Source organism: Rahnella sp. EDr1-12 (genome assembly GCF_049206505.1).
Lineage (GTDB): Bacteria > Pseudomonadota > Gammaproteobacteria > Enterobacterales > Enterobacteriaceae > Rahnella > Rahnella rivi.
In genome coordinates this window covers 1-19,969 of the sequence record NZ_JBLZNY010000011.1, presented here as the reverse complement: position 1 = coordinate 19,969, position 19,969 = coordinate 1, and the positions used below count along the sequence as shown (strand labels likewise).

Here is a 19,969-nt window from a genome sequence, read left to right as displayed (position 1 = left end):
ATCTCCTTACCAGCCAATGGCTGTCCAGTAACTGCCGCCGCTATCTTGCCCGCAGGTGAAACCTATATTATTGATGATCTGCGCTGTTCCAAAGTTATCTGAAAACACGCCACCACCTCCATTAAGGACTGTGACTTGTACATTTGCGCATGCACTTGGGAATGCGATAGGGTAGTTAACTGTGAGCCAACCACGGCTGCCTTTATTGACAAAACCCCACTGGAAAATCATCCCTGTATCACCGCACCGCCACCATCCACTTTGACCAAAGCCAGCTGTATTACGAGCAACGGGCTGCGGGTTAACCGGAGTAAAAACTCGCTGACCATTTTCCTGAAGTAAGCCTGAAGTATTAAGACCGCCATTACCTGAGATAGATACATTTCCTGTTTGTACGCTGTTTTGGTAATTGACTATTCTAAAATTAAATCCTCCAGAACCACCGCCTTTATTATTTACAAAATTTGACTCACCCTGCCCATTACTTTCATTCCAGCCAATATATGTGCCTTGCCCTAAACCTGGATTCGGCAATCCATTTGCACCTAAGAATTGTGCATTTACATAACCGGATACATTTCCTCCTGAAGACGGATAGGCACCTACTTCCCCAGGAGTCGGTGGATTTTTCCCCGTATAAATAACACCCTGACTGACATTATCCACGGTCGCATAAAGTTTATCGCCTTTACCCCAGTCAATATAAATTCTGTGATTTTCCACGTAATTTAATCCACCGCCAGCCTGGACAGCCTGGTAATTACCTACATTTCCGAGTCCAATGTTAGATGCATTCAGCGAGATATCCGCCGTCCCATCAAATGCCACTCCTGCTATTTTTCTTGCCGTCGCCAGCTTGGCCGCTGCAACAGCAGTTCCGCCTGCGGGTAAGCGCCCGTTAGCATTATCATTCGCAGATTTCGCCAGGTCGTAAGACGTTTTTACTGCCTTCGGCGTTGCTGCCAGAATTTCACTGGTGCTGTCCACCGCGTTGCTCAGTTGAACAAAACCTTTCGCGCTCAGCGTGCCGTCGGGGTGACGCCGTGAGGCTTCGTGTTCTGCCAGCAAATTATTAACGTATTCTTCGGTCGCAATAATCAGTGTGTCATCAATGGTCAGGCTGACCGCCTCGGTATCTGTGACGGTTAACACCATGCGCAGGGTTTGTGTCCGGCCGGAACCTTCTTCGAGCGTAGGTTTATAGCTGTCGGCCATATTACTGACGGCAATCAGTTCACCTTCTGCGGAAAACAACCCCATTTCACGCATCCAGAAACCGCCGATTTCTGCCGGAATAATGGCTTCAGCAATAATCCAGTTGGCATTTTTATTATCGATTTTGATGGAATTCAGCTTCAGGCGGTAGGTTTCATGGACCAGTGCCGTCTGCCCCACAGAGGGTTCAGTCGCGCTGCCATTACCGTCACCGACGGCCAGCTGGGTAATATTCACGTCTTTTCCACTTTCGATGGCTGACGCGATGCGCGCCTGCCCGAGGGTAGTGACGACGGATTTAAATTTGCTCATAAGATTCCTTATCAGTCCGGATAAACAGTGAGTATTTCTGCGTCATGCATTGCCGCGGCCAGATAAACGGTGCCGGGAATATCCTGGGTAATAGTCAGCCCGATTAGGTGGCGGCTGGCAGGCTTCGCATCATCAATCAGGCGTTCCATTTCTTCGTACATAGCTTCATCAATACCGGAATCGAGAACGCCGATATCGAGTTTGAAAGTGCCCGGTGGATCATCGGTTTCCCACCATTCGGTGACCTTAATGACATAACCCAGTGGCTCGACCACACGTTTGATAGCGCTGATGGTGCCTTTGTGCTGATGGATGAACCAGGCGGACTGAATCACGCTGCGCTTTGTCGTCGTAGGCCATTCACTGTCCCATCGGTCGACAGACAGCGCCCATGCCAGATAGGGCAAAAAGTTGGCCGGGCAGGTTTGCGGATCCCATAACGTTTTCAGCGGAACATTTACACGGGCCAGTTCAGCGCAGGCTTCCGCGGCTGCCAGTTCCAGCGCGGAGGAACCACTCGGTAGCAACCTGTTACTCATCGGAGCCTCCGACGGTAATGACGTAGTTTGTGCAGTAAGAGGCTTGTGTACTGTCGAGCACAATATCTGCGGCGGGTTTAGCAAGTTCCACACGCTGGACACCTTCTACGTGCAATGCGGCATAGATAGCAGATAGCCGAATGTCACGTCCGAGGCGGTGCTGATCGCTGATATAAGATTTCAGCTTTTCTTCGGCTGCGAGGGTGATAGGTTCAGACTCAGGCCCCGGATACAGGTATAGCGTGGCATCAATTTCATACGGCACCACGCTTGCCGACTGAACCAGAACCCGGTCGGCTATTGGCCTAACATTTTCGTCGTTTAATGCGATGCGCACCTTGGCCAATAAATCTTCCGGAGCGATGCCATTGGCTTCGCGTGACAGCACGGAAATGGTGACATTCGCGGGGGACGGGCTGATAACCGAAATATCCGCTACCCGCCCATCGGCTGAGAGACCGTGGAATTCGTAAGAGCCGGAAGGACCGGCGACGCTCATTCCTTCAAAGGCCTGCGGGATGCGTGTTCGGAAGTCGGCATCACTTTCCATGACCGCCAGGACGGGTGGAACTTTGGTGTTATCCGCAGGCGTCAGTACCAGTCGCTGTACGCCATTGTTCGCCGCCAGCTGATCCAAATCACTGCCCGTCGCATACGCCACCATCACTGCCCTTGCGGATTCGTTGACGCGCTGGCGCAGGATCAGTTCGCGGTAGGCGTTCTCCTGCAACAGCTTGACCAGCGGTTCGGATTCCAGTGTCAGCGTGCGGCTGATGGCTTCCTGCTGGTCGGCCGGGTAGAGGGAGATCAGCGTCGTTTTACGTTCTTCAAGCAGGCTTTCATAATCCAGTTGTTCGACCACATCGGGGGCCGGTAACTGGCTCAAATCGATCGTTGCCATAAGTGTCAGCTCACAGGAATGTTCAGGGAGAAATCCGTTGCCGTATCGGTACGGCTTCCGGTCAGTTCCACCACCATCTTGCCGGTGTAATCGGAGTCGAAAGTGATGGCATTCAGTGAGATGCGGGGCTCCCACTGCAACAGCGCGGTGTAGCAAATTGCGGTCATTTGCAGCCGCAACGCGCCGTTTTGCGGCTGGTCAATCAGTTCAGAAAGCAGCGAGCCGTAATGGCGGCGCATCACACGGGAACCCACCGGTGTAGTCAAAATGTCGCTCACGGACTGGCGGATATGGTCGAGATCTTCAATCGCCGTGCCGCTGTTTCTGTCCATTCCCAGGTATTTTGGTTTGCTCATTGCGGGCCTCCTGTCTGGCCACCGCCGGTCTGGACGCCGCTGTGGCGGTGGGTGTGCACAATAGTGCCGTTGGATGTCAGGCTGCCGCCGCTGTGAATTACATTGCCGGTCAGCGTGCCGCCTTGTTTGACCTCGAGTGAGCCGGTGGTCAGCTTGCTGGTGCAAACCACTTCCGGCGTATCCAGGGTGATGCGCGTACTGGCGGTGCAGCGGATTTCAGGTGCTGTGACCTCCACGTTCTGCGATGCATTGATCACCGCCGTTTTGACGCCGGTGACTTTCAGCGCGCCGTTTGCCGGTTCGTATTCAAAAATGGCGCCGTCCGGAAAGGCCAGATGAAGGGCATCCGCCGAAGCTGAAGGTGCGGGCGAGGAATCCGAAAAAACAGCCGGCAAGACGAATGCCGTATTCAGTTCGCCGCCCATCGAGAGCAGCAACACCTGTTCGCCGACAGAGGGCGCCCACCAGCTGCGCGTGCGGCCTGCGCGGTGCGTCATCCACGGCAGCCAGGCCGTCACGTTGCTGCCCGTCGCGACGCGGCAGCGGGCGTTAGCCAGATCCAGTTCTGAGACGTTACCGATGCGCACCAGATTGCCAATCAGCCGCATTATGTCGTTGAGTTGAAGAGTCGTATTCATGGGATAAAGGATGCCGTTTCAGAGGGTTGAGCGACAACCGATGGCCGTTCGGCCGCGGCTGACACAACAAGGTTTATCGGGTCACACCGTCCAGCTGCTGATCAGTTCTCCGTTAAGATAAACCTGACGCGGCAGCGCCACGTTTTCCGGCAGCGGCGGTTCAGGCAGGTGAGTGATGGTGCGAACATCACCTGTATCGGAAACCTGCACGCGCTCGGTCAGTTGCAGCGTCAGCACCAGGCTGCCCGCCTGCTGAGAGAACGAGAAATCATTCAGCCGGTGCAGAGCGTTGCCAAGAATTTCAGGCTGATTAACCTGCAGCCAGTCGAGAACGGTGACCACGGCCAGATCAACCAAGGTTTCGCTGAGTGCGTCGTCGGTAAAAGTCAACGTCAGCGGATAGCGGTATTCAAAAGAAAGCGACGGCGCTGATGTGGCGACCACCTTGCCGGGGCCGGTGGCGAGCACCAGTTTTTCAGGTGCGGCTGCAAGCAGGGGGATCTGTTCAATCAGCCGTTGTTGCAACTGAATCGGTTTTTGCATGTTGTGCCTCCTGACACTTTTTGATGGCTTCAATTTGTAAGCCGCAGTCCATCAGCGCAGATTCCAGCTGAAGAATGTCGGCGCTCAGATCCTGGTTAGTGACGGGATGGCTGGCCGGAATCGGGCAGGCGCTGACCGCCGGACAGCCAACGTAAATAATCGCTGGCGGAGCTGAAGGCGGGGCGCTGGTGCAACCGGCTAATATCAGCAGGCAGCCCGCTGTCAGCCCACTGACGGTTTTGCGCATTAACATGAAGGCTCCTTTGTCTTTGCTGTTCGCGGGTTTGCATTATTTGCCGGGCGGAACTCAGATCTTCGCGTAATGCCAGTTCAGCCTGTTCGCGCTGGCGCATTTGTTGGTTCAGTTCAGTGATCATCTGCTCACGTTGTTGCAGTGAAACCGCCAGCGCGTCGCGTTGCTGAGCGGCGTGGTTGAGATCGTGCTGTAGTGAGCGATTGAAAAGCAGCAGGATGACGATCAGCAAAAACATGGCGGTCAGAATGACCAGTAATATGCGCATTCAGACCCCTTTCAGGCAGAGAGCACGTTCGGCGTTTCGCCGGCGTTCCAGACCCCGGTTGCGGTCACCGTTGACGAAAACCCAGCGTGGCAGCTGGTCACAGGCTTGTTGCCATTGTTGCTTGTTGATGAAAAACGCCAGTGTTGACTGACACGCAGCTCCGGTGCCGACGTTAAAGCTGAATGACACCACGGCATCAAAAACCGGCTGTGGCATCACGCCCGGCATGCATTTTTTGAGGGCGCTCTCGGTTCGCTGAATATCTGCCAGCAGGTTTTCAGCGGCCTGATGTTCGGTTATCTCCTGCGCCGGCTTCACTCCTGCCGTGTGGCCGATACCGCTGGTCCATACGCCAGCGCTGCACTGGTAGGGTTGCAGCTGACAGCCTTCAAAATCGGTGATCAGTCGTAAACCTTCTTCCGAAACCTGCAATGAGGTGTAGCCTGGCAGTGCCGCCATCAGCCCTAACACCACCGCGGCACTGCAGCGTTTAAGAGTTGAGGTTTTCATAGGTGTCTTTGTTCAGACCGTTGCGTGCCAGCAGCTGAAAGCTTTTGCGCCGGTAGTACCAGTTAACTAAAAAGGTGCCGATACCGACGGCGGATCCAATCAGAAAGGCAATGTCCTGCGAGGTGATACCCGCCAGCCAGGTCAGTGACGTGGCGATGAAATATGCGCAGGCTGAGCTGATGCGTTCGGTATTCAGTCCCATAATTTGAGTATTTCCTGCTGGGTTTGCTCCGCGACATCCGGCATGTCGATGGCGGTGCCGTGGGGTAACAATGCGCCCAGATCGGCAATGCCTTTGTTCGCCGCATAGACTTTCTCGACAACAACAGCGGTTCGGCCGTAATAACGCCAGCACATGGAATCCACTGTGTCGCCCTGTTCTGCGTAAAGTTTCATGGGGGTTCTCCGCGGGTGAATGAAATCGTCAGAAGGTGATTTCAGTCTGCGCAAGAGAGAGGAAGGCGGCAACGTAAGGGGGTTGTGAAACTATTGGCACAACAAGAAAGGGGGATGGACGAAAATGGCGGGGCGCTTAGTCCGGCCTGAAAGGGGATGGGTAAGCGCCGGGTATGTGACAAACACCGCCCGTAGTCTCTGGCGATCAGTGGGCGTCGTCAGTGCTCCCGTTATAGAAGAGTGCATCCTGATGTTCGTCCGTCAGAGCCTGGCTGGCCAGTTCCGATATCAGTGACATCACGACCAGAAATTCTTTTGGATTGCACTGCGCCGTCTGCGAAATGTCTGCGATCAGTTGTATCCTGGACAACGTTAGCTGTTGTTTAGTCAGGTTTTCCATTTTCTCCCCTCGCCAGATACTGTGTTTATATACAGTATTCTTTAATTGAGTTAATACGTCAACACTCTGCGCATTTTAAAAAATATAATTCATTGAATTTATGGATTAATTTTTATTGGCTCGGATTTTGTATAGATAACAGCTTTAAGGGCGAAGCCAGCGATCCACAGTTATTGACAGAACTCCAAGGCGGGCACAATGCCGGGATTGCCTGTGATCTTTCAGGTGAAGAGGACCGGCGGCGGACGATTCGCCAGCGTTCCGTGTGAGTAGGGAAAATGTGCGAAGCACCAAGATGCGGGGCGTAGATACCCACGACTTTATTTTGGGGTTCGCCATAGACATTCAGTTCATCGGTCTGCTGGCGGGCGACCCGTACGGTGTGATCTTTTCGCCCGATATGAATGCCGCCCTGCGCATGAATGTAAGCGGCATAGTCGCCGCTATCAGCCGCGCAGCGTACGGCTTCGACCCGCGTATCAAACTGGCAGGCAAGACTGATATGGCGGATGCGGCGACACTCACGGTATGCGCCTACGGAGGGGATCCCGATGGCGTGAAACTGCGGGATCCGCCATGTGGATGCCCAGGCCGTGACGGAAGTGGCGACGTCAGTCAGCGGACGACCCGAATCAAAATCGGTTTCACCTTCCAGCGCGTAACCGTCGATATTTTTAGCCACATATTTGGCAATGTATCCTGCCGCTCCTCCACGGTTAAGCGGCTTGCAATTGAAACGCGACACGTCGGCACCAGGCTCCTGCGCGTCTTCCTCAAGGGCGTATTTGCGCATGACGTCGATGACTTTTTGCTGCTGCGCCGGTGGCGTAAACAGCATCATGTGCCAGTGCGGCGTGCCGTCGTGATGGGGTTCCACGACCCGTACGCCGTAGACCTTCAGATTTCGGTCTTTGAACGTGGTGCGGATTTTCGCCCAGACAGCGACCAGATAACGCTGCGCATCTTTCGGCGTAAACGCCTGCGCATCCCATTTATGGTTAAACTGCGGGGCAGAGTGCGGGCCGGTGGTTTTCATCGGATGATATTTTGAAGGCGTGGTCAGGGTAATGAACAGCCCGCGATCCTGTTGCTGATCCGCAACGTCTTCGACGCCGGCAATCAGGGTCATGAGCTCCATGCGGCGCAGTTTTGGATTGGAAATACTGGCTAAAACCGTGTCCAGCAGACTCAGCTTTTCTCCAGACTGGATATTTTCGATATCGCACTGCCGAAGATAATTCAGCGCCGACAGACGACGTGATACCACATCGCGAATGGCATTTTTGCTGGCGTAAGGCGACGTTGCACGGCTCACGTAACCACAGGCAATCATCAGGGCTTCCCGCCAAAGACGCTGCTGTGCACGTAATTGTTTCTCCCACCAGTCGCCGCTGACCAGACGTAACATGCTGGCGACGGCGGTATGGGCTGTTAACCGGCCATTTTTAAAGGCGCGCCAGTAAAGCGGCTGAACGCGACAGGCGCGCGCCATAGCGGCAAGGTGACCATAAATTTCATTTTGTGTGCTGTCTCTCAGCAGAGTGTCCGGTTCTGCGCGGTGGCTTTTCAGCCACTTTTCACACTGGTACTCACAGGCATCCTGCATGGCAATCGCCAGCTGATTCGCCAGACGTTTCAGGCTGTTGTCATTCAAATCAGGTAAACGGTTTAACGTCTCTTCTGCGACAAGATGCTTTTGCGAGATGTATCGCGAATACTGATGGCGTTCGTTAACCCGCTGTATGCGTGGCCAGAGACGCTGCATGAACACCGTCATCAGAAAGTGAAAGGCCGGACGGACGCCTTTGGTGTTAAGCAAAAACTGATAACGCTGCTGTAAGGGCGTGCGCAGGCAGCGCGGCAGGGTGGCGATAAGTGAAAGTGCAGCCTGCTGGCGCTGGCAGAAATCCCGTGTCAGCGGTTTTTCGAGAGGGCACGTCATCGCCGGTCGCGGCGCATTCCACCACCATAAACCCTGAAAGGGTTTATCCGTTGTGTCATTAATGGCTGGAGGTGAGGCAGGGGAAATCCTTGCTCTTATATTATCAGGCATGGCGTTAATTCCGTCATAAAAGTAATAGAATGCCGCTCCCGAAAGTTAATATTTCAGGATAAAACTTTATTGAAATAACAGACGATGAATTAATTATATCGGGCGGTAATTCCTGCTTTTAATTTCATTAATTTCCTGACATTCAATACAACGCCGGACACCGTAAATTGCGCTTCGCCGCTGTTCCGGGATGGCCGTGTCACAGTCTTCACAAAAGAGGGCTGATGCGCTGTGCCGTGTTTGGGTTACCTTTGCAATCTGTTCTTCCAGTAACCTGAGCTGGTGTTCTTGTGATTCATCTATCCAGTCTGCCATCAGTAAAAATCTCCTCTTAATAATGATGAAAAATGACGTAGTGATAATAAAGCCTGAATTATTTTTAATTGTTCATCGGACGTCATATCGCCATACGGAAGATGAACATGGCGGCGTTTAAGGCCGGCATGAAAACACAATGTGGTTTTCCATTTATCAGGGGCATTATCAAATATGTTTTCGACCTTATTTCTCTTGTCAGAGAAATGGGTGTCTTTCAGATGGGCAATGTGACGTAAGCCCGTCTGGCGCTGTTGCTCTGTTCCTAAAAACATCGCGACTCCTCATTGACTGTCTTTAACGTTATGGCGAGATTTCTTACTGATCCTCCCCCCACGCCGTAAATTTGGTATCATGACGGGGTTCGGTATATTACATAAACAATCTAAACTTGCATTTGCGAGTTGTCAAGTTGGTATTTACAAGTCCAGGGGTTTTCGCCAGATGCAATTAGATGAACTCGAAGGAGGAAAAGCCGTACTGTCGCGCATGCTTCAGGCGTATGGCTTTAGCATGCAGAAAGAGTTGGGTGATCTGTATGGTTTGTCGTCTGGTACGATAAGTACCTGGGTGAGAAGAGATTATTTCCCCGGTGATGTGGTCGTGGCCTGTGCGCTGGATACGGGTGTTTCGTTGCGCTGGCTGGCGACGGGTAAGGGCACGATGCAGGATCCCGCCGTTACAGGAACCGGGGCAACGCAAGGTGTCCGGCAGCTTAGAAAGTTGAGATTGCGAGGCGGGGCGCTGGAGGATGAAGGTCTGTGGACCGTCGACTCTTCCTTGCTGGACGATTCACTGGCTGAGCCGGCTTATATTGTTAAAGGCAACGACTCGTGGATTATCGATATGGGCAGCACCCATCCGGGCAATGGCCGCTGGTTGCTGGATATCGACGGTGATGTTGACGTTTATGACGTGGCGCGAATTCCCGGCAACCGCCTGAAAGTCACGCGTCAGGACAGCCATTTTGAGTGCAGCGTTGATGACGTCTCTGCGCTTGGACAGGTCTTTATCACTCTGGATCGTAACCTGTAATCGTTTCTCCCGGCTGCCCCAGGTGGCCGGCGTTATTCCCCGCCACCATCCTTCTCTTTTTACTCTCATTCGTTGTGACTTCCCTGTTAAGCAATAATGCCATGTAATGCTGGCGGTACACTCTCTTCGTCAGCAACCGACATAATGTAAACTTAAATTTCCACTTTGTGTTTTATATCCGGCAATTGGTAATATTAAGTTTACAACTAAGGCTTGATAACTTTACGCGCTGTGTTAATGTTGTCCGCAGATGCCTGAGTGGCTGCCCATTTTCCTGAATAGCGAATCACTATCATGCAAAAAGATGCCCTGAATAATGTCCATATCACTGCTGAACAAATTCTTATCACGCCGGAAGAGCTGAAAAACCGTTTTCCGTTGAGCGTGAGTGATGAAACCAGCATTGCAGAAGCCCGTAAAACTATCGCGGATATCGTGCATGGTCGTGATCCTCGACTGCTGGTGGTCTGTGGCCCATGCTCTATTCACGATCTGGATGCTGCGCTGGACTATGCGCGCCATCTGAAAACGCTTGCGGCTGAATTAAGCGATCGCCTGTACATCGTGATGCGCGTTTACTTCGAAAAACCGCGTACCACCGTGGGCTGGAAAGGGCTTATCAACGATCCGCACATGGACGGCACTTTTGATGTGGAAGCGGGTTTGCACATTGCGCGTAACCTGCTGCTGCAACTGGTCGGCATGGGCTTGCCGCTGGCGACTGAAGCACTGGATCCTAACAGCCCGCAATACTTAGGCGACCTGTTCAGCTGGTCGGCAATTGGTGCGCGTACCACGGAATCTCAGACCCACCGTGAAATGGCATCGGGTTTATCCATGCCGGTAGGTTTCAAAAATGGCACTGACGGCAGCCTGGGTACGGCGATTAACGCTATGCGTGCGGCAGAAATGGCGCACCGTTTTGTGGGGATCAATCAGGCCGGGCAGGTTTGTCTGCTGCAAACGCAGGGTAACCCTGATGGGCATGTGATTTTGCGCGGTGGTAAGACGCCAAACTACAGCGAGCAGGACGTTAAGGCTTGTGAAAAACAGATGAGCGACGCGGGACTCCATCCTTCCTTGATGATAGATTGCAGTCACGGCAACTCAAACAAAGACTATCGTCGTCAGCCTGTTGTGGCTCAGTCAGTGATTGATCAGATTAAAGCAGGCAACCGCTCTATTACGGGACTGATGCTGGAAAGCCATCTCAATGAAGGCAGCCAGTCGTCTGAACAACCGCGCTCAGAAATGAAATACGGCGTGTCTGTCACGGACGCCTGCATTAACTGGGAAACCACGGAAACCCTGCTGCGTACCATGCATCAGGAACTGGGCGACGCGCTGGCGGCACGAATCGCAGGAGAGTAAGTTTTTATGGTGGCAGAACTTAACGCGTTGCGCGATCAGATCGACGACGTAGATAAAGCGTTGTTGGATCTCTTATCACGGCGTCTGGCGCTGGTGGCAGAAGTCGGGGAAGTCAAAAGCCGTTATGGTTTGCCGATCTATGTGCCTGAACGTGAAGCAGCGATGCTGGCTTCACGTCGTCAGGAGGCGCAGAACCTGGGCGTTCCGCCCGATCTGATCGAAGATGTATTGCGCCGTGTGATGCGTGAGTCCTACTCAAGCGAAAACGACAAAGGTTTTAAAACGCTGCATCCTGAACTGCGCCCGGTGGTGATTATCGGCGGTGGCGGTCAGATGGGGCGGTTATTTACCCGGTTGCTGGAGTTGTCGGGTTATCAGGTCAAAATCCTTGAGCAGGAAGACTGGCCGCAGGCAGACACGCTGCTTGCCGATGCCGGTATGGTGATTGTCAGTGTGCCGATCCATTTGACGGAACAGGTCATTGCCCGTCTGCCGAAGTTGCCTGATGACTGTATTCTGGTGGATCTGGCATCAGTGAAAAATCGTCCGTTACAGGCGATGCTGGCGGTGCACGAAGGCCCGGTGCTGGGCCTGCATCCGATGTTCGGCCCGGATGTCAGCAGTCTGGCAAAACAGGTTGTCGTGTATTGCGATGGTCGCGAACCGCAGGCGTACCAGTGGTTACTGGAGCAGTTGCAGGTTTGGGGCGCGCGTTTGCACAAGATAAGCGCCGTCGAACACGATCAGAACATGGCCTTTATTCAGGCATTACGGCACTTTGCGACCTTTGCGTACGGCCTGCATCTTTCCGAAGAGAATGTTCAGATTGAGCAGTTGCTGGCGCTGTCTTCGCCGATTTATCGTCTTGAACTGGCCATGGTCGGAAGGCTGTTTGCGCAGGATCCGCAACTGTATGCGGATATTATTATGTCGTCAGAAAGCAATCTGGCGCTGATAAAACGTTACTACCAGCGTTTTGGTGATGCGTTAGCGTTGCTGGAAAATGGCGATAAACAAGCATTTATCGATAAATTCAGAAAGGTTGAAAACTGGTTTGGCGATTATGCCCCGCGTTTCCTCAAGGAAAGTGGCGCATTGCTGAGACAAGCAAACGACAACCGCAAGTAAGTTATCCATGATGAAAGAAAAGGGCGTTGCATCCGTGCAGCGCCCTTTTTATTTGCGTAATTACAGATCGACGGAGACGACGTTTTCGCTTGGATAACAGCCGAGCACTTTCAACGAGCGGGTGATCGGTGCCAGATCCTTCAGCGCTTTTTTCATCTCGTCTGAACGCAGGTTGGCCTGCACATCAATGTAAAACATCTCTTCCCACGGATTGCCATTGATCGGACGTGACTCCAGCTTGGTCATGATGATGCCTTGTTCACGCAGCACCAGCAGCGCGTTCACCAGCGCACCCGCCTGTTGCCCGGTCGCCATGATGAGCGTGGTTTTGGCCGGAACCTGATCTGTCACTTCAATCGCTTTGCGGGCCAGCACGATGAATCGGGTAATATTTTCCTGCTGATTAGCCAGGTTATGTTCCAGAACCTGTAACTGATACAACGCACCACCCGCTTCGCTGCCGAGCGCGGCAACGTGTGGAGAATTGGCGGCCGCCACTTTTTCCATTGCCGCTGCAGTGCTTTCGCAATATTCAATTTTCCAGTGCGGGAAGCGGTTAATGAACTGGCTGCATTGCTGGAACGGCTGCGGATGGCTGTAAACGGTCTGGATTTGCGACAAGTCAGTGTCGGTCGCTACCAGCACGCAGTGATTGATTGGGTTAGTGAGTTCACCCACAATCGAAAGGCTGGTGTGTTGCAGCAAATCGTAAACGTCGTTGATTGAGCCGGAACTGGTGTTTTCGATCGGCAACACGGCGTAATCGGCCTGGCCGGTTTCGACCTGAGAGAAGATATCCTGGAATTTCTGGCAGCCACATTCGATGAATTGATCGAAATGGCGGGCGGCGAACTGACGCGCTGCAAGATGGGAGTAGGATCCTTTAGGGCCGAGGAAGGCAACACGGGCGGAATCAGAAGGGGTTTTATTCAGATGTTGCTGCAATAGCGCCTGCTGCGTCAGCACAGAATCTTCAATGATCAGCTGATAAACGCGGGTGATGTAATGTCCGTCCAGCCCTTGTTTTTTTCCTTCCTGAATCAGAGTGTTAATCAGTTCTGCTTCACGTTCTTTATCGCGGATAGGGCGGTGAGAGTGCATTTTAGATTGCGCGACTTCTATCGCCATTGTGCGTCGCTCTGCCAGCAGGGCCAGCAGTTTCAGATCTAATGCGCTGATGCGTTCGCGCAGTGCCAGCAATGAGTTCTCGGTCATGTTGTTACCCTTTTAGATGTTCTTTCTTTCAGCAAAATGTGTAAAACGCAGGCATAAAAAAAGCCCCCTTTTCAGGAGGCTTTATTGTTCGTCTTCGCATTCATTCTTTCGCGACGAAACGCCTCCCAATCAGGGGAAGGTAAAAAAGAATGCGAAGAAAAACAGACGGGTATTCATGTATACATTGTTTCCATAAGTTTGAGCAGAGTCTTAAAGTAACCGCTGGGTTTTCCCTGTGTCAATAAGATTTCCTTTGGACACAAAAAACGCGCTCCAGGAGCGCGTTGTTCACAGACACGTTGTTAAGCCGGTTATTCCTCTTCTTCCTCCACCGGTTCAAGGTTCAATTCCTTCACACCGGACTCTGCACGGCGGGCTTCACCTTTGTGCTGCGCTTTGTTGAGCTGACGTTCAAGCTTGGCTGTCATCTCGTTAATCGCGGCATACATATCATCGTGGGTCGCACTGGCGACCAGCTGGCCGTTTGGCGTACTGATGGTCGCAACGGCGACAAATCCCTGTGGTTCTTTCGACAGAACAATGTGCGGGTTAATTAACTGAGTTTGCCATTTTTCCAGTTTTTTCAGACGGCCTTCGATGTGGTCACGAATAGCGGCAGTGATGTCCATTTGCTTGCTGGTAATGTTGACTGTCATATAATTTACCTCTCTTCTTTCTGTCTCCGATGAATCCAACATACCAGCCTTTTTTGTGAATTGCGTCCCCTGTGTCGTGGTTTTTTGTCACTTTTTGTCAATGGTGATGATTCTGTGACTCAGGGTAATGAATGGCGGGAAAGGTCTTGAGACTTGTCAGCGGATGAAGCATGATTGATAAGATCAGTGCGCTTTCCTGATCTTCACTCCCATCATTTTCTGCTTGTTTTTTAATCCCTTCAGTTCGTGCCTTAAAAAAATCCCAAAAAAAAACGGCAGCCAGAGCTACCGTTTTTGTGTTCGGACATTTGAAATTATGCAGCGCTGTTGGCGGCAATAATTTTCGCAACTTTATCAGCCTGGTTGTTCAGCTGCAGTTCGCGATAGGCACTTTCCATCAACGGCAGCGCGTCGTGCGTTGCCTGAGTATCCGGATAATCTTTCAGCATTTGCTCTACACGGTTAACGACAGCGACGTAAGCACCGCGTTTAGTGTAGTATTGCACCACTGACAGCTCGTATTTCGCCAGACGCTCTTTCAGGAATACCAAACGTTTAGTCGCATCAGTTGCGTACTGGCTGTTTGGATATGCGTGGATAAGCTGGCTGAAATCACGGAATGCCGCGCGTGCATGCTGCGGATCGCGGTCAGAACGATCAACACCGAAGAATCCTTGCAGTGCACTGTCATCCAGCGCCATATCCGTTAAACCACGCATATACATGACGTAGTCGATATTTGGATGGGTTGGATTCAGACGCATAAAGCGATCAATAGAGGCCTGAGCCATTGGCAAGTCAGCAGACTTGTAATAGGCATAAATCAGATCTAACTGAACTTGCTGCGAGTAAGGTCCAAATGGATAGCGGTTATCCAACGCTTCTAATTGCGCAATCGCCCCTTTAAAGTTACCGTCCTGCAGCTTTTGCTGGGCAGTGGCATAAAGGACGTTAGGCGGGTTATCGGGAACCGTTTCTTTGGAACTGGAGCAACCGACCAGCGCCAGGCTCAACGTGGCTGCTGCCACCAGATATTTCACACGCGTCATGACGTTTTGATTATCCTCAGGTGTTATTCTGGGAGACTGTCCGTTAAGCTCCCGACAAAGACCAGCTACAATAGCACATTATTTTAAACGGCATCGCCGTGAAAACCCAACGTTAACCAAGAAGCTGCATATGGCACAACAAGTACAACTCACCGCAACGGTGGCCGAATCTCAACTCGGTCAACGGTTAGATCAGGCTTTGGCCGAATTGTTCCCTGATTATTCAAGATCTCGCATAAAAGATTGGATCCTTGAAGACAGGGTTACGGTCAATGGCAAAAAAGTGACCAAACCAAAAGAAAAAGTGTTGGGTGGCGAGGCTATCGCAATCGATGCGCAAATTGAAGAAGAAGCGCGTTGGCTGCCACAAGATATCCCTTTAGATATCGTCTATGAAGATAACGATATTTTAGTCATCAATAAACCCCGCGATCTGGTTGTTCATCCGGGCGCAGGGAATCCAGACGGCACGGTACTGAATGCTTTACTGCATTACTACCCTGCGATTATAGATGTTCCACGTTGCGGCATCGTTCACCGTCTTGATAAAGATACCACCGGTTTGATGGTAGTGGCGAAGTCAGTCCCTGCGCAAACTCACCTGGTTGTTGCTCTTCAGGCCCGCGAAATCACCCGTGAATATGAAGCCGTGGCGATTGGTACAATGACGGCAGGCGGCACAGTGAATGAGCCGATTGCGCGCCATTCCACCAAACGCACGCATATGGCGGTGCATCCAACCGGCAAACCGGCGACTACGCACTATCGCATCATGGAACATTTCCGCGCCCATACGCGTTTGCGTTTGCGTCTGGAATCTGGCCGTACTCACCAGATCCGTGTGCATATGGCGCACATCAACCATCCTCTGCTGGGTGACCAGCTGTACGGTGGCCGTCCGCGTTTGCCAAAAGGGGCTTCCGAGTCCTTTATCAATATGCTGCGCGGATTCGATCGTCAGGCTCTTCACGCGACAATGCTGCGCCTTTACCATCCGGTAACCGGTATTCAGATGGAATGGCATGCGCCACTTCCTCAGGATATGGTTGACCTGATTACGGCGCTGAAAGCGGATACCGAAGAGTTCAAGGATCAGATGAACTGGTAATGAGTGCGCTTATTCTGCCTCAGTGGCCGCAACCCCCTTCGGTTCGGTCATGTGCGACAACCCGTGAAGGAGGCATCAGTTTGCCTCCTTACGGTTCGCTCAACCTCGGCAGCCATGTCGGGGATGAGCCAGAGTTCGTCTCGGCCAACCGGCAGCGCCTGATCGCGCTCGGCGGTTTACCTGCTGCACCGCACTGGCTGGAGCAGATACATGGCACCGATGTTGTTCGTCTTACTTCACACACTCCCGTACTACCCACCCTTATTGCTGATGCTGCCTATACTTGCGAACCAGGCGTAGTTTGCGCTGCGATGACGGCAGATTGTTTGCCTGTGCTGTTTTGCAGCCGCTCGGGTGATGAAGTCGCGGCTGCACATGCTGGCTGGCGCGGATTGTGTGCGGGTGTGCTGGAAAACACGGTTGCGCAATTTGAAGCCGCACCTGAACAGATCATGGCATGGATGGGACCGGCGATCGGTCCTGCTCATTTTGAAGTGGGTGGCGAAGTGCGTGAAGCCTTTGTTGCTGCAGACTCTGCTGCATCAGCGGCTTTTACACCGGCAGGTGCCAAATTCATGGCCGACATTTACCAACTCGCACGGCTGCGCTTGCAAAGTGCGGGCGTCACCGCCATCTACGGCGGTGAGTATTGCACTGTGTCTGACAACACCCAATTTTACTCTTATCGGCGTGACGGGATCACCGGACGCCAGGCCAGTCTGATTTGGCGGGTATAACCCTTTAAATCAGTACCCTTCACCACCCATCCCGATAGTCCCATTAATATACTGACAAGATAACCTTGAAAACGTCAGGGTTGACCTCATCTATTCTCCAGTAGCAATTTTGTTCAGTATTGGAGGTGTTATGCGTCTGGATCGTCTTACAAGTAAATTCCAGCTTGCCCTCGCGGATGCTCAGTCTCTCGCGCTCGGGCGCGACAATCAATTTATCGAACCTGTCCACCTGATGAGCGCTTTGCTCACGCAGGAAGGCGGAACCGTGCGCCCTTTATTAACAGCTGCTGGGGTTGATACCCAGAAACTGCGCACGGAGGTTGATCAGGCTTTGGGGCGTTTGCCGCAAGTTGAAGGTACCGGCGGGGATGTTCAGCCCTCGCATGAACTGGTACGTGTTTTAAACCTTTGTGACAAATTGGCACAGCAACGTGCCGATACGTTTATTTCGTCAGAACTGTTTGTTCTGGCTGTTATGAAAGACCGCGGCTCATTAACAGACATGTTAAAAGCTTGCGGCGCAACGGCCGAGAAAATGACTGCGGCTATCGATCAAATGCGTGGGGGTGAGAAAGTGGATGATCAGAATGCCGAAGACCAACGTCAGGCATTGAAAAAATTCACTATCGATCTGACCGAACGTGCCGAGCAAGGCAAACTGGATCCGGTCATCGGTCGTGATGAAGAAATTCGCCGGACCATTCAGGTCCTTCAGCGTCGTACCAAAAATAACCCGGTTCTGATTGGTGAGCCGGGTGTAGGTAAAACGGCGATTGCCGAAGGTCTGGCGCAGCGCATCATTAATGGTGAAGTGCCTGAAGGGCTGAAAAACAAACGCGTACTGTCATTAGACATGGGTGCGCTGGTGGCCGGGGCGAAATATCGCGGTGAATTCGAAGAACGTCTGAAAGGCCTGTTGAGCGATCTGGCAAAACAGGAAGGTAACGTCATTCTGTTCATCGATGAATTGCACACGATGGTAGGCGCAGGTAAAGCCGACGGTGCGATGGATGCCGGCAACATGCTCAAACCTGCGCTGGCGCGCGGTGAACTTCACTGCGTCGGTGCGACAACCTTAAATGAATATCGTCAGTATATAGAGAAGGACGCGGCGTTAGAGCGTCGTTTCCAGAAAGTGTTTGTTGCCGAGCCTTCTGTTGAAGACACCATCGCTATTTTACGTGGTCTGAAAGAACGCTATGAGTTGCATCACCATGTTCAGATTACTGACCCGGCAATTGTCGCGGCGGCTACGCTTTCGCATCGCTACATTTCGGATCGTCAGTTGCCCGATAAAGCCATTGACCTTATAGATGAGGCTGCATCCAGCATCCGTATGCAGATGGACTCAAAGCCAGAGTCTCTGGACCGACTCGAGCGCCGTATTATTCAGCTCAAGCTGGAACAACAGGCGCTGAAGAAAGAGTCTGATGATGCCAGTGTGAAACGCCTGGAGATGCTGGAAACGGAGCTTAACCAGAAAGAGCGTGAATACTCTGAGCTGGAAGAAGAGTGGAAAGCTGAGAAAGCCTCATTGACGGGGACGCAGAATATTAAAGCTGAGCTGGAGCAGGCTAAGATCACGCTTGAGCAGGCACGCCGTGTTGGCGATTTGGGTCGGATGTCTGAATTGCAGTACGGCAAAATACCTGAGCTGGAAAAACAGCTGGCTGCAGCGACTCAGGCCGAAGGCAAAACCATGAAGCTACTGCGTAACCGCGTCACTGATGTGGAAATTGCGGACGTGCTGGCGCGCTGGACAGGGATCCCTGTCGCCCGGATGCTGGAAGGTGAACGCGAAAAACTGCTGCGTATGGAAGCGGAACTGCACAGCCGGGTGATCGGTCAGAACGAAGCGGTTGAAGCGGTATCGAATGCTATCCGTCGTAGCCGCGCAGGTTTGTCGGATCCAAACCGTCCGATCGGGTCATTCCTGTTCCTCGGTCCGACCGGTGTGGGTAAAACAGAGTTGTGTAAAGCGCTGGCGACATTCCTGTTTAACAGTGATGACGCGATGGTCCGCATCGATATGTCAGAGTTTATGGAGAAACACTCCGTTTCACGTCTGGTCGGTGCGCCTCCGGGTTATGTCGGTTATGAGGAAGGGGGTTACCTGACTGAAGCGGTTCGTCGTCGTCCTTACTCTGTCATCTTATTAGATGAAGTAGAGAAGGCGCATCCGGATGTGTTCAACATCTTATTACAGGTGCTGGATGACGGACGTTTAACTGACGGACAGGGCAGAACGGTCGATTTCCGTAATACCGTTGTGATCATGACCTCTAACCTGGGTTCTGACATCATTCAGCAGCACTTTGGTGAGGCCACCTATGCGCAGATGAAAGAGTCGGTAATGGAGGTTGTCACTCACAACTTCCGTCCGGAATTCATCAACCGTATAGATGAAGTCGTGGTATTCCATCCGCTGGCTCATGCGCATATCAAAAATATCGCGAAAATTCAGCTGGAGCGTTTGTACAAACGTCTCGAAGAACACGGCTACTCAGCAACGCTGACAGATGCGGCCCTGGAGTTGCTCGGGAATACCGGATTTGATCCGGTTTACGGTGCACGCCCATTGAAACGTGCCATCCAGCAGCAAATTGAGAACCCGCTTGCCCAGCAAATCTTGTCGGGTAAGCTGATTCCAGGTAAGCCAATTGTTGTTGATGTGGAAAATGATCATATCGTCGCAAGGCAGTAATCGAAGGCTATAGAGGTCAAAACGGGCTCCAAAGTAATTTGGAGCCCGTTTTTTATGCGTATTTTGAACGTTATTAATCCATTTGCTTTATTTGTGAACGGTCGGAAAAGTATTTTCAATAAACCCTTGCGGCCTGCTCAGAACTCCCTATAATGCCGCTCCATCGACAGGGAACAACGTGAACAACATCACGAAGTAACCGGGTCGGAAAGATTAAAAACAGTGATGACCGGATGAAATAAACGGTTGACACTGAATGAGGAAAGC

25 protein-coding genes and 1 other annotated feature are annotated in these 19,969 nt (G+C 52.2%); of the genes, 6 read left to right on the top strand and 19 right to left on the bottom strand.

The window, feature by feature from the left end; genetic code table 11:
* Positions 1 to 6: 6 nt before the first annotated feature.
* The 15 genes from ACO0U8_RS23480 to ACO0U8_RS23410 form a co-directional block, all read right to left on the bottom strand.
* The gene (locus tag ACO0U8_RS23480; RefSeq protein WP_421671742.1) at positions 7 to 1,527 is read right to left on the bottom strand and encodes a phage tail protein; all 1,521 of its coding nucleotides are present in this window, start codon (positions 1,525 to 1,527) and stop codon (positions 7 to 9) included.
* A gap of 11 nt (positions 1,528 to 1,538) precedes the next feature.
* On the bottom strand, positions 1,539 to 2,066 hold the full coding sequence (locus tag ACO0U8_RS23475) for a phage tail protein I (RefSeq protein WP_421671741.1): 528 nt from the start codon (positions 2,064 to 2,066) through the stop codon (positions 1,539 to 1,541).
* The gene (locus ACO0U8_RS23470) at positions 2,059 to 2,967 is read right to left on the bottom strand and encodes a baseplate assembly protein (RefSeq protein WP_421671740.1); all 909 of its coding nucleotides are present in this window, start codon (positions 2,965 to 2,967) and stop codon (positions 2,059 to 2,061) included. The genes ACO0U8_RS23475 and ACO0U8_RS23470 overlap by 8 nt, the downstream gene beginning before the upstream one ends.
* 5 nt (positions 2,968 to 2,972) lie before the next feature.
* Entirely contained in the window at positions 2,973 to 3,323 is a 351-nt protein-coding gene (locus ACO0U8_RS23465) for a GPW/gp25 family protein (RefSeq protein WP_056772748.1), read from the bottom strand.
* Positions 3,320 to 3,961: a phage baseplate assembly protein V gene (locus ACO0U8_RS23460; protein ID WP_421671739.1), complete on the bottom strand. Its 642-nt coding sequence runs from the start codon at positions 3,959 to 3,961 to the stop codon at positions 3,320 to 3,322. Before ACO0U8_RS23460 ends, ACO0U8_RS23465 begins: the two co-directional genes overlap by 4 nt.
* Before the next feature lie 81 nt (positions 3,962 to 4,042).
* Entirely contained in the window at positions 4,043 to 4,504 is a 462-nt protein-coding gene (locus tag ACO0U8_RS23455) for a phage tail protein (RefSeq protein WP_056772743.1), read from the bottom strand.
* Positions 4,467 to 4,709, bottom strand: a complete 243-nt coding sequence (lysC, locus tag ACO0U8_RS23450) for an Rz1-like lysis system protein LysC (protein WP_414072887.1) — start codon at positions 4,707 to 4,709, stop codon at positions 4,467 to 4,469. Before lysC ends, ACO0U8_RS23455 begins: the two co-directional genes overlap by 38 nt.
* Positions 4,600 to 5,025: an Rz-like lysis system protein LysB gene (lysB, locus tag ACO0U8_RS23445; RefSeq protein WP_421671738.1), complete on the bottom strand. Its 426-nt coding sequence runs from the start codon at positions 5,023 to 5,025 to the stop codon at positions 4,600 to 4,602. The genes lysC and lysB overlap by 110 nt, the downstream gene beginning before the upstream one ends.
* Complete coding sequence (locus ACO0U8_RS23440; RefSeq protein ID WP_421671737.1) at positions 5,026 to 5,535, bottom strand: lysozyme; 510 nt, start codon at positions 5,533 to 5,535, stop codon at positions 5,026 to 5,028. It lies immediately after the preceding gene.
* Positions 5,516 to 5,737, bottom strand: a complete 222-nt coding sequence (locus tag ACO0U8_RS23435) for an HP1 family phage holin (RefSeq protein ID WP_056772733.1) — start codon at positions 5,735 to 5,737, stop codon at positions 5,516 to 5,518. The genes ACO0U8_RS23440 and ACO0U8_RS23435 overlap by 20 nt, the downstream gene beginning before the upstream one ends.
* Complete coding sequence (locus ACO0U8_RS23430; protein ID WP_217202554.1) at positions 5,728 to 5,931, bottom strand: tail protein X; 204 nt, start codon at positions 5,929 to 5,931, stop codon at positions 5,728 to 5,730. Before ACO0U8_RS23430 ends, ACO0U8_RS23435 begins: the two co-directional genes overlap by 10 nt.
* A 205-nt stretch (positions 5,932 to 6,136) precedes the next feature.
* Positions 6,137 to 6,331 (bottom strand): hypothetical protein, encoded by a 195-nt coding sequence (locus ACO0U8_RS23425; protein WP_056772726.1) that lies wholly within the window; start codon positions 6,329 to 6,331, stop codon positions 6,137 to 6,139.
* A 112-nt stretch (positions 6,332 to 6,443) separates the two neighbouring features.
* The gene (locus ACO0U8_RS23420; RefSeq protein WP_421671736.1) at positions 6,444 to 8,273 is read right to left on the bottom strand and encodes a replication endonuclease; all 1,830 of its coding nucleotides are present in this window, start codon (positions 8,271 to 8,273) and stop codon (positions 6,444 to 6,446) included.
* A 204-nt stretch (positions 8,274 to 8,477) separates the two neighbouring features.
* Positions 8,478 to 8,699 (bottom strand): TraR/DksA C4-type zinc finger protein, encoded by a 222-nt coding sequence (locus ACO0U8_RS23415; RefSeq protein ID WP_072158067.1) that lies wholly within the window; start codon positions 8,697 to 8,699, stop codon positions 8,478 to 8,480.
* Positions 8,699 to 8,974 carry a DUF5347 family protein gene (locus ACO0U8_RS23410; protein ID WP_421671735.1) on the bottom strand — a complete coding sequence of 92 codons (276 nt, stop codon included), beginning with the start codon at positions 8,972 to 8,974 and terminating at the stop codon, positions 8,699 to 8,701. Before ACO0U8_RS23410 ends, ACO0U8_RS23415 begins: the two co-directional genes overlap by 1 nt.
* 169 nt (positions 8,975 to 9,143) lie before the next feature.
* Between ACO0U8_RS23410 and ACO0U8_RS23405 the strand changes: the two genes are divergently transcribed.
* From ACO0U8_RS23405 to tyrA, 3 genes are all read left to right on the top strand, one after another.
* A complete protein-coding gene (locus ACO0U8_RS23405; protein ID WP_421671734.1) occupies positions 9,144 to 9,734 on the top strand; it encodes a phage repressor protein CI in 591 nt (196 codons plus the stop codon).
* 294 nt (positions 9,735 to 10,028) lie between these two features.
* Entirely contained in the window at positions 10,029 to 11,105 is a 1,077-nt protein-coding gene (locus ACO0U8_RS23400) for a 3-deoxy-7-phosphoheptulonate synthase (protein WP_056772717.1), read from the top strand.
* Positions 11,106 to 11,111: 6 nt separating this feature from the next.
* On the top strand, positions 11,112 to 12,233 hold the full coding sequence (tyrA, locus tag ACO0U8_RS23395; RefSeq protein ID WP_136376212.1) for a bifunctional chorismate mutase/prephenate dehydrogenase: 1,122 nt from the start codon (positions 11,112 to 11,114) through the stop codon (positions 12,231 to 12,233).
* A 60-nt stretch (positions 12,234 to 12,293) separates the two neighbouring features.
* On the opposite strand, the gene pheA is transcribed toward tyrA, so the two are convergent.
* From pheA to bamD, 4 genes are all read right to left on the bottom strand, one after another.
* On the bottom strand, positions 12,294 to 13,448 hold the full coding sequence (gene pheA / locus ACO0U8_RS23390) for a bifunctional chorismate mutase/prephenate dehydratase (RefSeq protein WP_056772712.1): 1,155 nt from the start codon (positions 13,446 to 13,448) through the stop codon (positions 12,294 to 12,296).
* 53 nt (positions 13,449 to 13,501) lie between these two features.
* Positions 13,502 to 13,626: a sequence feature (Phe leader region), on the bottom strand.
* A complete protein-coding gene (locus ACO0U8_RS23385; protein ID WP_369794779.1) occupies positions 13,578 to 13,625 on the bottom strand; it encodes a hypothetical protein in 48 nt (15 codons plus the stop codon). Its footprint overlaps the feature before it by 48 nt.
* A 133-nt stretch (positions 13,627 to 13,759) precedes the next feature.
* Positions 13,760 to 14,104, bottom strand: a complete 345-nt coding sequence (gene raiA, locus ACO0U8_RS23380) for a ribosome-associated translation inhibitor RaiA (RefSeq protein ID WP_421671733.1) — start codon at positions 14,102 to 14,104, stop codon at positions 13,760 to 13,762.
* A gap of 314 nt (positions 14,105 to 14,418) precedes the next feature.
* A complete protein-coding gene (bamD, locus tag ACO0U8_RS23375) occupies positions 14,419 to 15,153 on the bottom strand; it encodes an outer membrane protein assembly factor BamD (protein ID WP_056772705.1) in 735 nt (244 codons plus the stop codon).
* 130 nt (positions 15,154 to 15,283) lie between these two features.
* Here bamD and rluD point away from each other — a divergent pair, with 130 nt between their 5' ends.
* From rluD to clpB, 3 genes are all read left to right on the top strand, one after another.
* Positions 15,284 to 16,261, top strand: coding sequence for a 23S rRNA pseudouridine(1911/1915/1917) synthase RluD (gene rluD, locus ACO0U8_RS23370; RefSeq protein WP_122096176.1), 978 nt, complete (start codon positions 15,284 to 15,286; stop codon positions 16,259 to 16,261).
* A complete protein-coding gene (gene yfiH, locus ACO0U8_RS23365; RefSeq protein ID WP_390973178.1) occupies positions 16,261 to 16,998 on the top strand; it encodes a purine nucleoside phosphorylase YfiH in 738 nt (245 codons plus the stop codon). The genes rluD and yfiH overlap by 1 nt, the downstream gene beginning before the upstream one ends.
* A 130-nt stretch (positions 16,999 to 17,128) precedes the next feature.
* Complete coding sequence (gene clpB, locus ACO0U8_RS23360) at positions 17,129 to 19,702, top strand: ATP-dependent chaperone ClpB (protein ID WP_421671732.1); 2,574 nt, start codon at positions 17,129 to 17,131, stop codon at positions 19,700 to 19,702.
* Positions 19,703 to 19,969 lie beyond the last annotated feature (267 nt).

What these genes read in the sequence shown, in the direction of transcription:
- ACO0U8_RS23415 (WP_072158067.1), bottom strand. Translation starts at nt 8,699, where the DNA reads ATGGCAGACTGGATAGATGAATCACAAGAACACCAGCTCAGGTTACTG.
- ACO0U8_RS23440 (WP_421671737.1), bottom strand. Translation starts at nt 5,535, where the DNA reads ATGAAAACCTCAACTCTTAAACGCTGCAGTGCCGCGGTGGTGTTAGGG.
- pheA (WP_056772712.1), bottom strand. Translation starts at nt 13,448, where the DNA reads ATGACCGAGAACTCATTGCTGGCACTGCGCGAACGCATCAGCGCATTA.
- rluD (WP_122096176.1), top strand. Translation starts at nt 15,284, where the DNA reads ATGGCACAACAAGTACAACTCACCGCAACGGTGGCCGAATCTCAACTC.
- ACO0U8_RS23465 (WP_056772748.1), bottom strand. Translation starts at nt 3,323, where the DNA reads ATGAGCAAACCAAAATACCTGGGAATGGACAGAAACAGCGGCACGGCG.
- lysB (WP_421671738.1), bottom strand. Translation starts at nt 5,025, where the DNA reads ATGCGCATATTACTGGTCATTCTGACCGCCATGTTTTTGCTGATCGTC.
- ACO0U8_RS23420 (WP_421671736.1), bottom strand. Translation starts at nt 8,273, where the DNA reads ATGACGTGCCCTCTCGAAAAACCGCTGACACGGGATTTCTGCCAGCGC.
- tyrA (WP_136376212.1), top strand. Translation starts at nt 11,112, where the DNA reads ATGGTGGCAGAACTTAACGCGTTGCGCGATCAGATCGACGACGTAGAT.
- yfiH (WP_390973178.1), top strand. Translation starts at nt 16,261, where the DNA reads ATGAGTGCGCTTATTCTGCCTCAGTGGCCGCAACCCCCTTCGGTTCGG.
- raiA (WP_421671733.1), bottom strand. Translation starts at nt 14,104, where the DNA reads ATGACAGTCAACATTACCAGCAAGCAAATGGACATCACTGCCGCTATT.
- ACO0U8_RS23470 (WP_421671740.1), bottom strand. Translation starts at nt 2,967, where the DNA reads ATGGCAACGATCGATTTGAGCCAGTTACCGGCCCCCGATGTGGTCGAA.
- ACO0U8_RS23405 (WP_421671734.1), top strand. Translation starts at nt 9,144, where the DNA reads ATGCAATTAGATGAACTCGAAGGAGGAAAAGCCGTACTGTCGCGCATG.
- ACO0U8_RS23455 (WP_056772743.1), bottom strand. Translation starts at nt 4,504, where the DNA reads ATGCAAAAACCGATTCAGTTGCAACAACGGCTGATTGAACAGATCCCC.
- ACO0U8_RS23460 (WP_421671739.1), bottom strand. Translation starts at nt 3,961, where the DNA reads ATGAATACGACTCTTCAACTCAACGACATAATGCGGCTGATTGGCAAT.
- ACO0U8_RS23480 (WP_421671742.1), bottom strand. Translation starts at nt 1,527, where the DNA reads ATGAGCAAATTTAAATCCGTCGTCACTACCCTCGGGCAGGCGCGCATC.
- ACO0U8_RS23425 (WP_056772726.1), bottom strand. Translation starts at nt 6,331, where the DNA reads ATGGAAAACCTGACTAAACAACAGCTAACGTTGTCCAGGATACAACTG.
- ACO0U8_RS23435 (WP_056772733.1), bottom strand. Translation starts at nt 5,737, where the DNA reads ATGGGACTGAATACCGAACGCATCAGCTCAGCCTGCGCATATTTCATC.
- ACO0U8_RS23410 (WP_421671735.1), bottom strand. Translation starts at nt 8,974, where the DNA reads ATGTTTTTAGGAACAGAGCAACAGCGCCAGACGGGCTTACGTCACATT.
- bamD (WP_056772705.1), bottom strand. Translation starts at nt 15,153, where the DNA reads ATGACGCGTGTGAAATATCTGGTGGCAGCAGCCACGTTGAGCCTGGCG.
- ACO0U8_RS23400 (WP_056772717.1), top strand. Translation starts at nt 10,029, where the DNA reads ATGCAAAAAGATGCCCTGAATAATGTCCATATCACTGCTGAACAAATT.
- ACO0U8_RS23430 (WP_217202554.1), bottom strand. Translation starts at nt 5,931, where the DNA reads ATGAAACTTTACGCAGAACAGGGCGACACAGTGGATTCCATGTGCTGG.
- ACO0U8_RS23475 (WP_421671741.1), bottom strand. Translation starts at nt 2,066, where the DNA reads ATGAGTAACAGGTTGCTACCGAGTGGTTCCTCCGCGCTGGAACTGGCA.
- clpB (WP_421671732.1), top strand. Translation starts at nt 17,129, where the DNA reads ATGCGTCTGGATCGTCTTACAAGTAAATTCCAGCTTGCCCTCGCGGAT.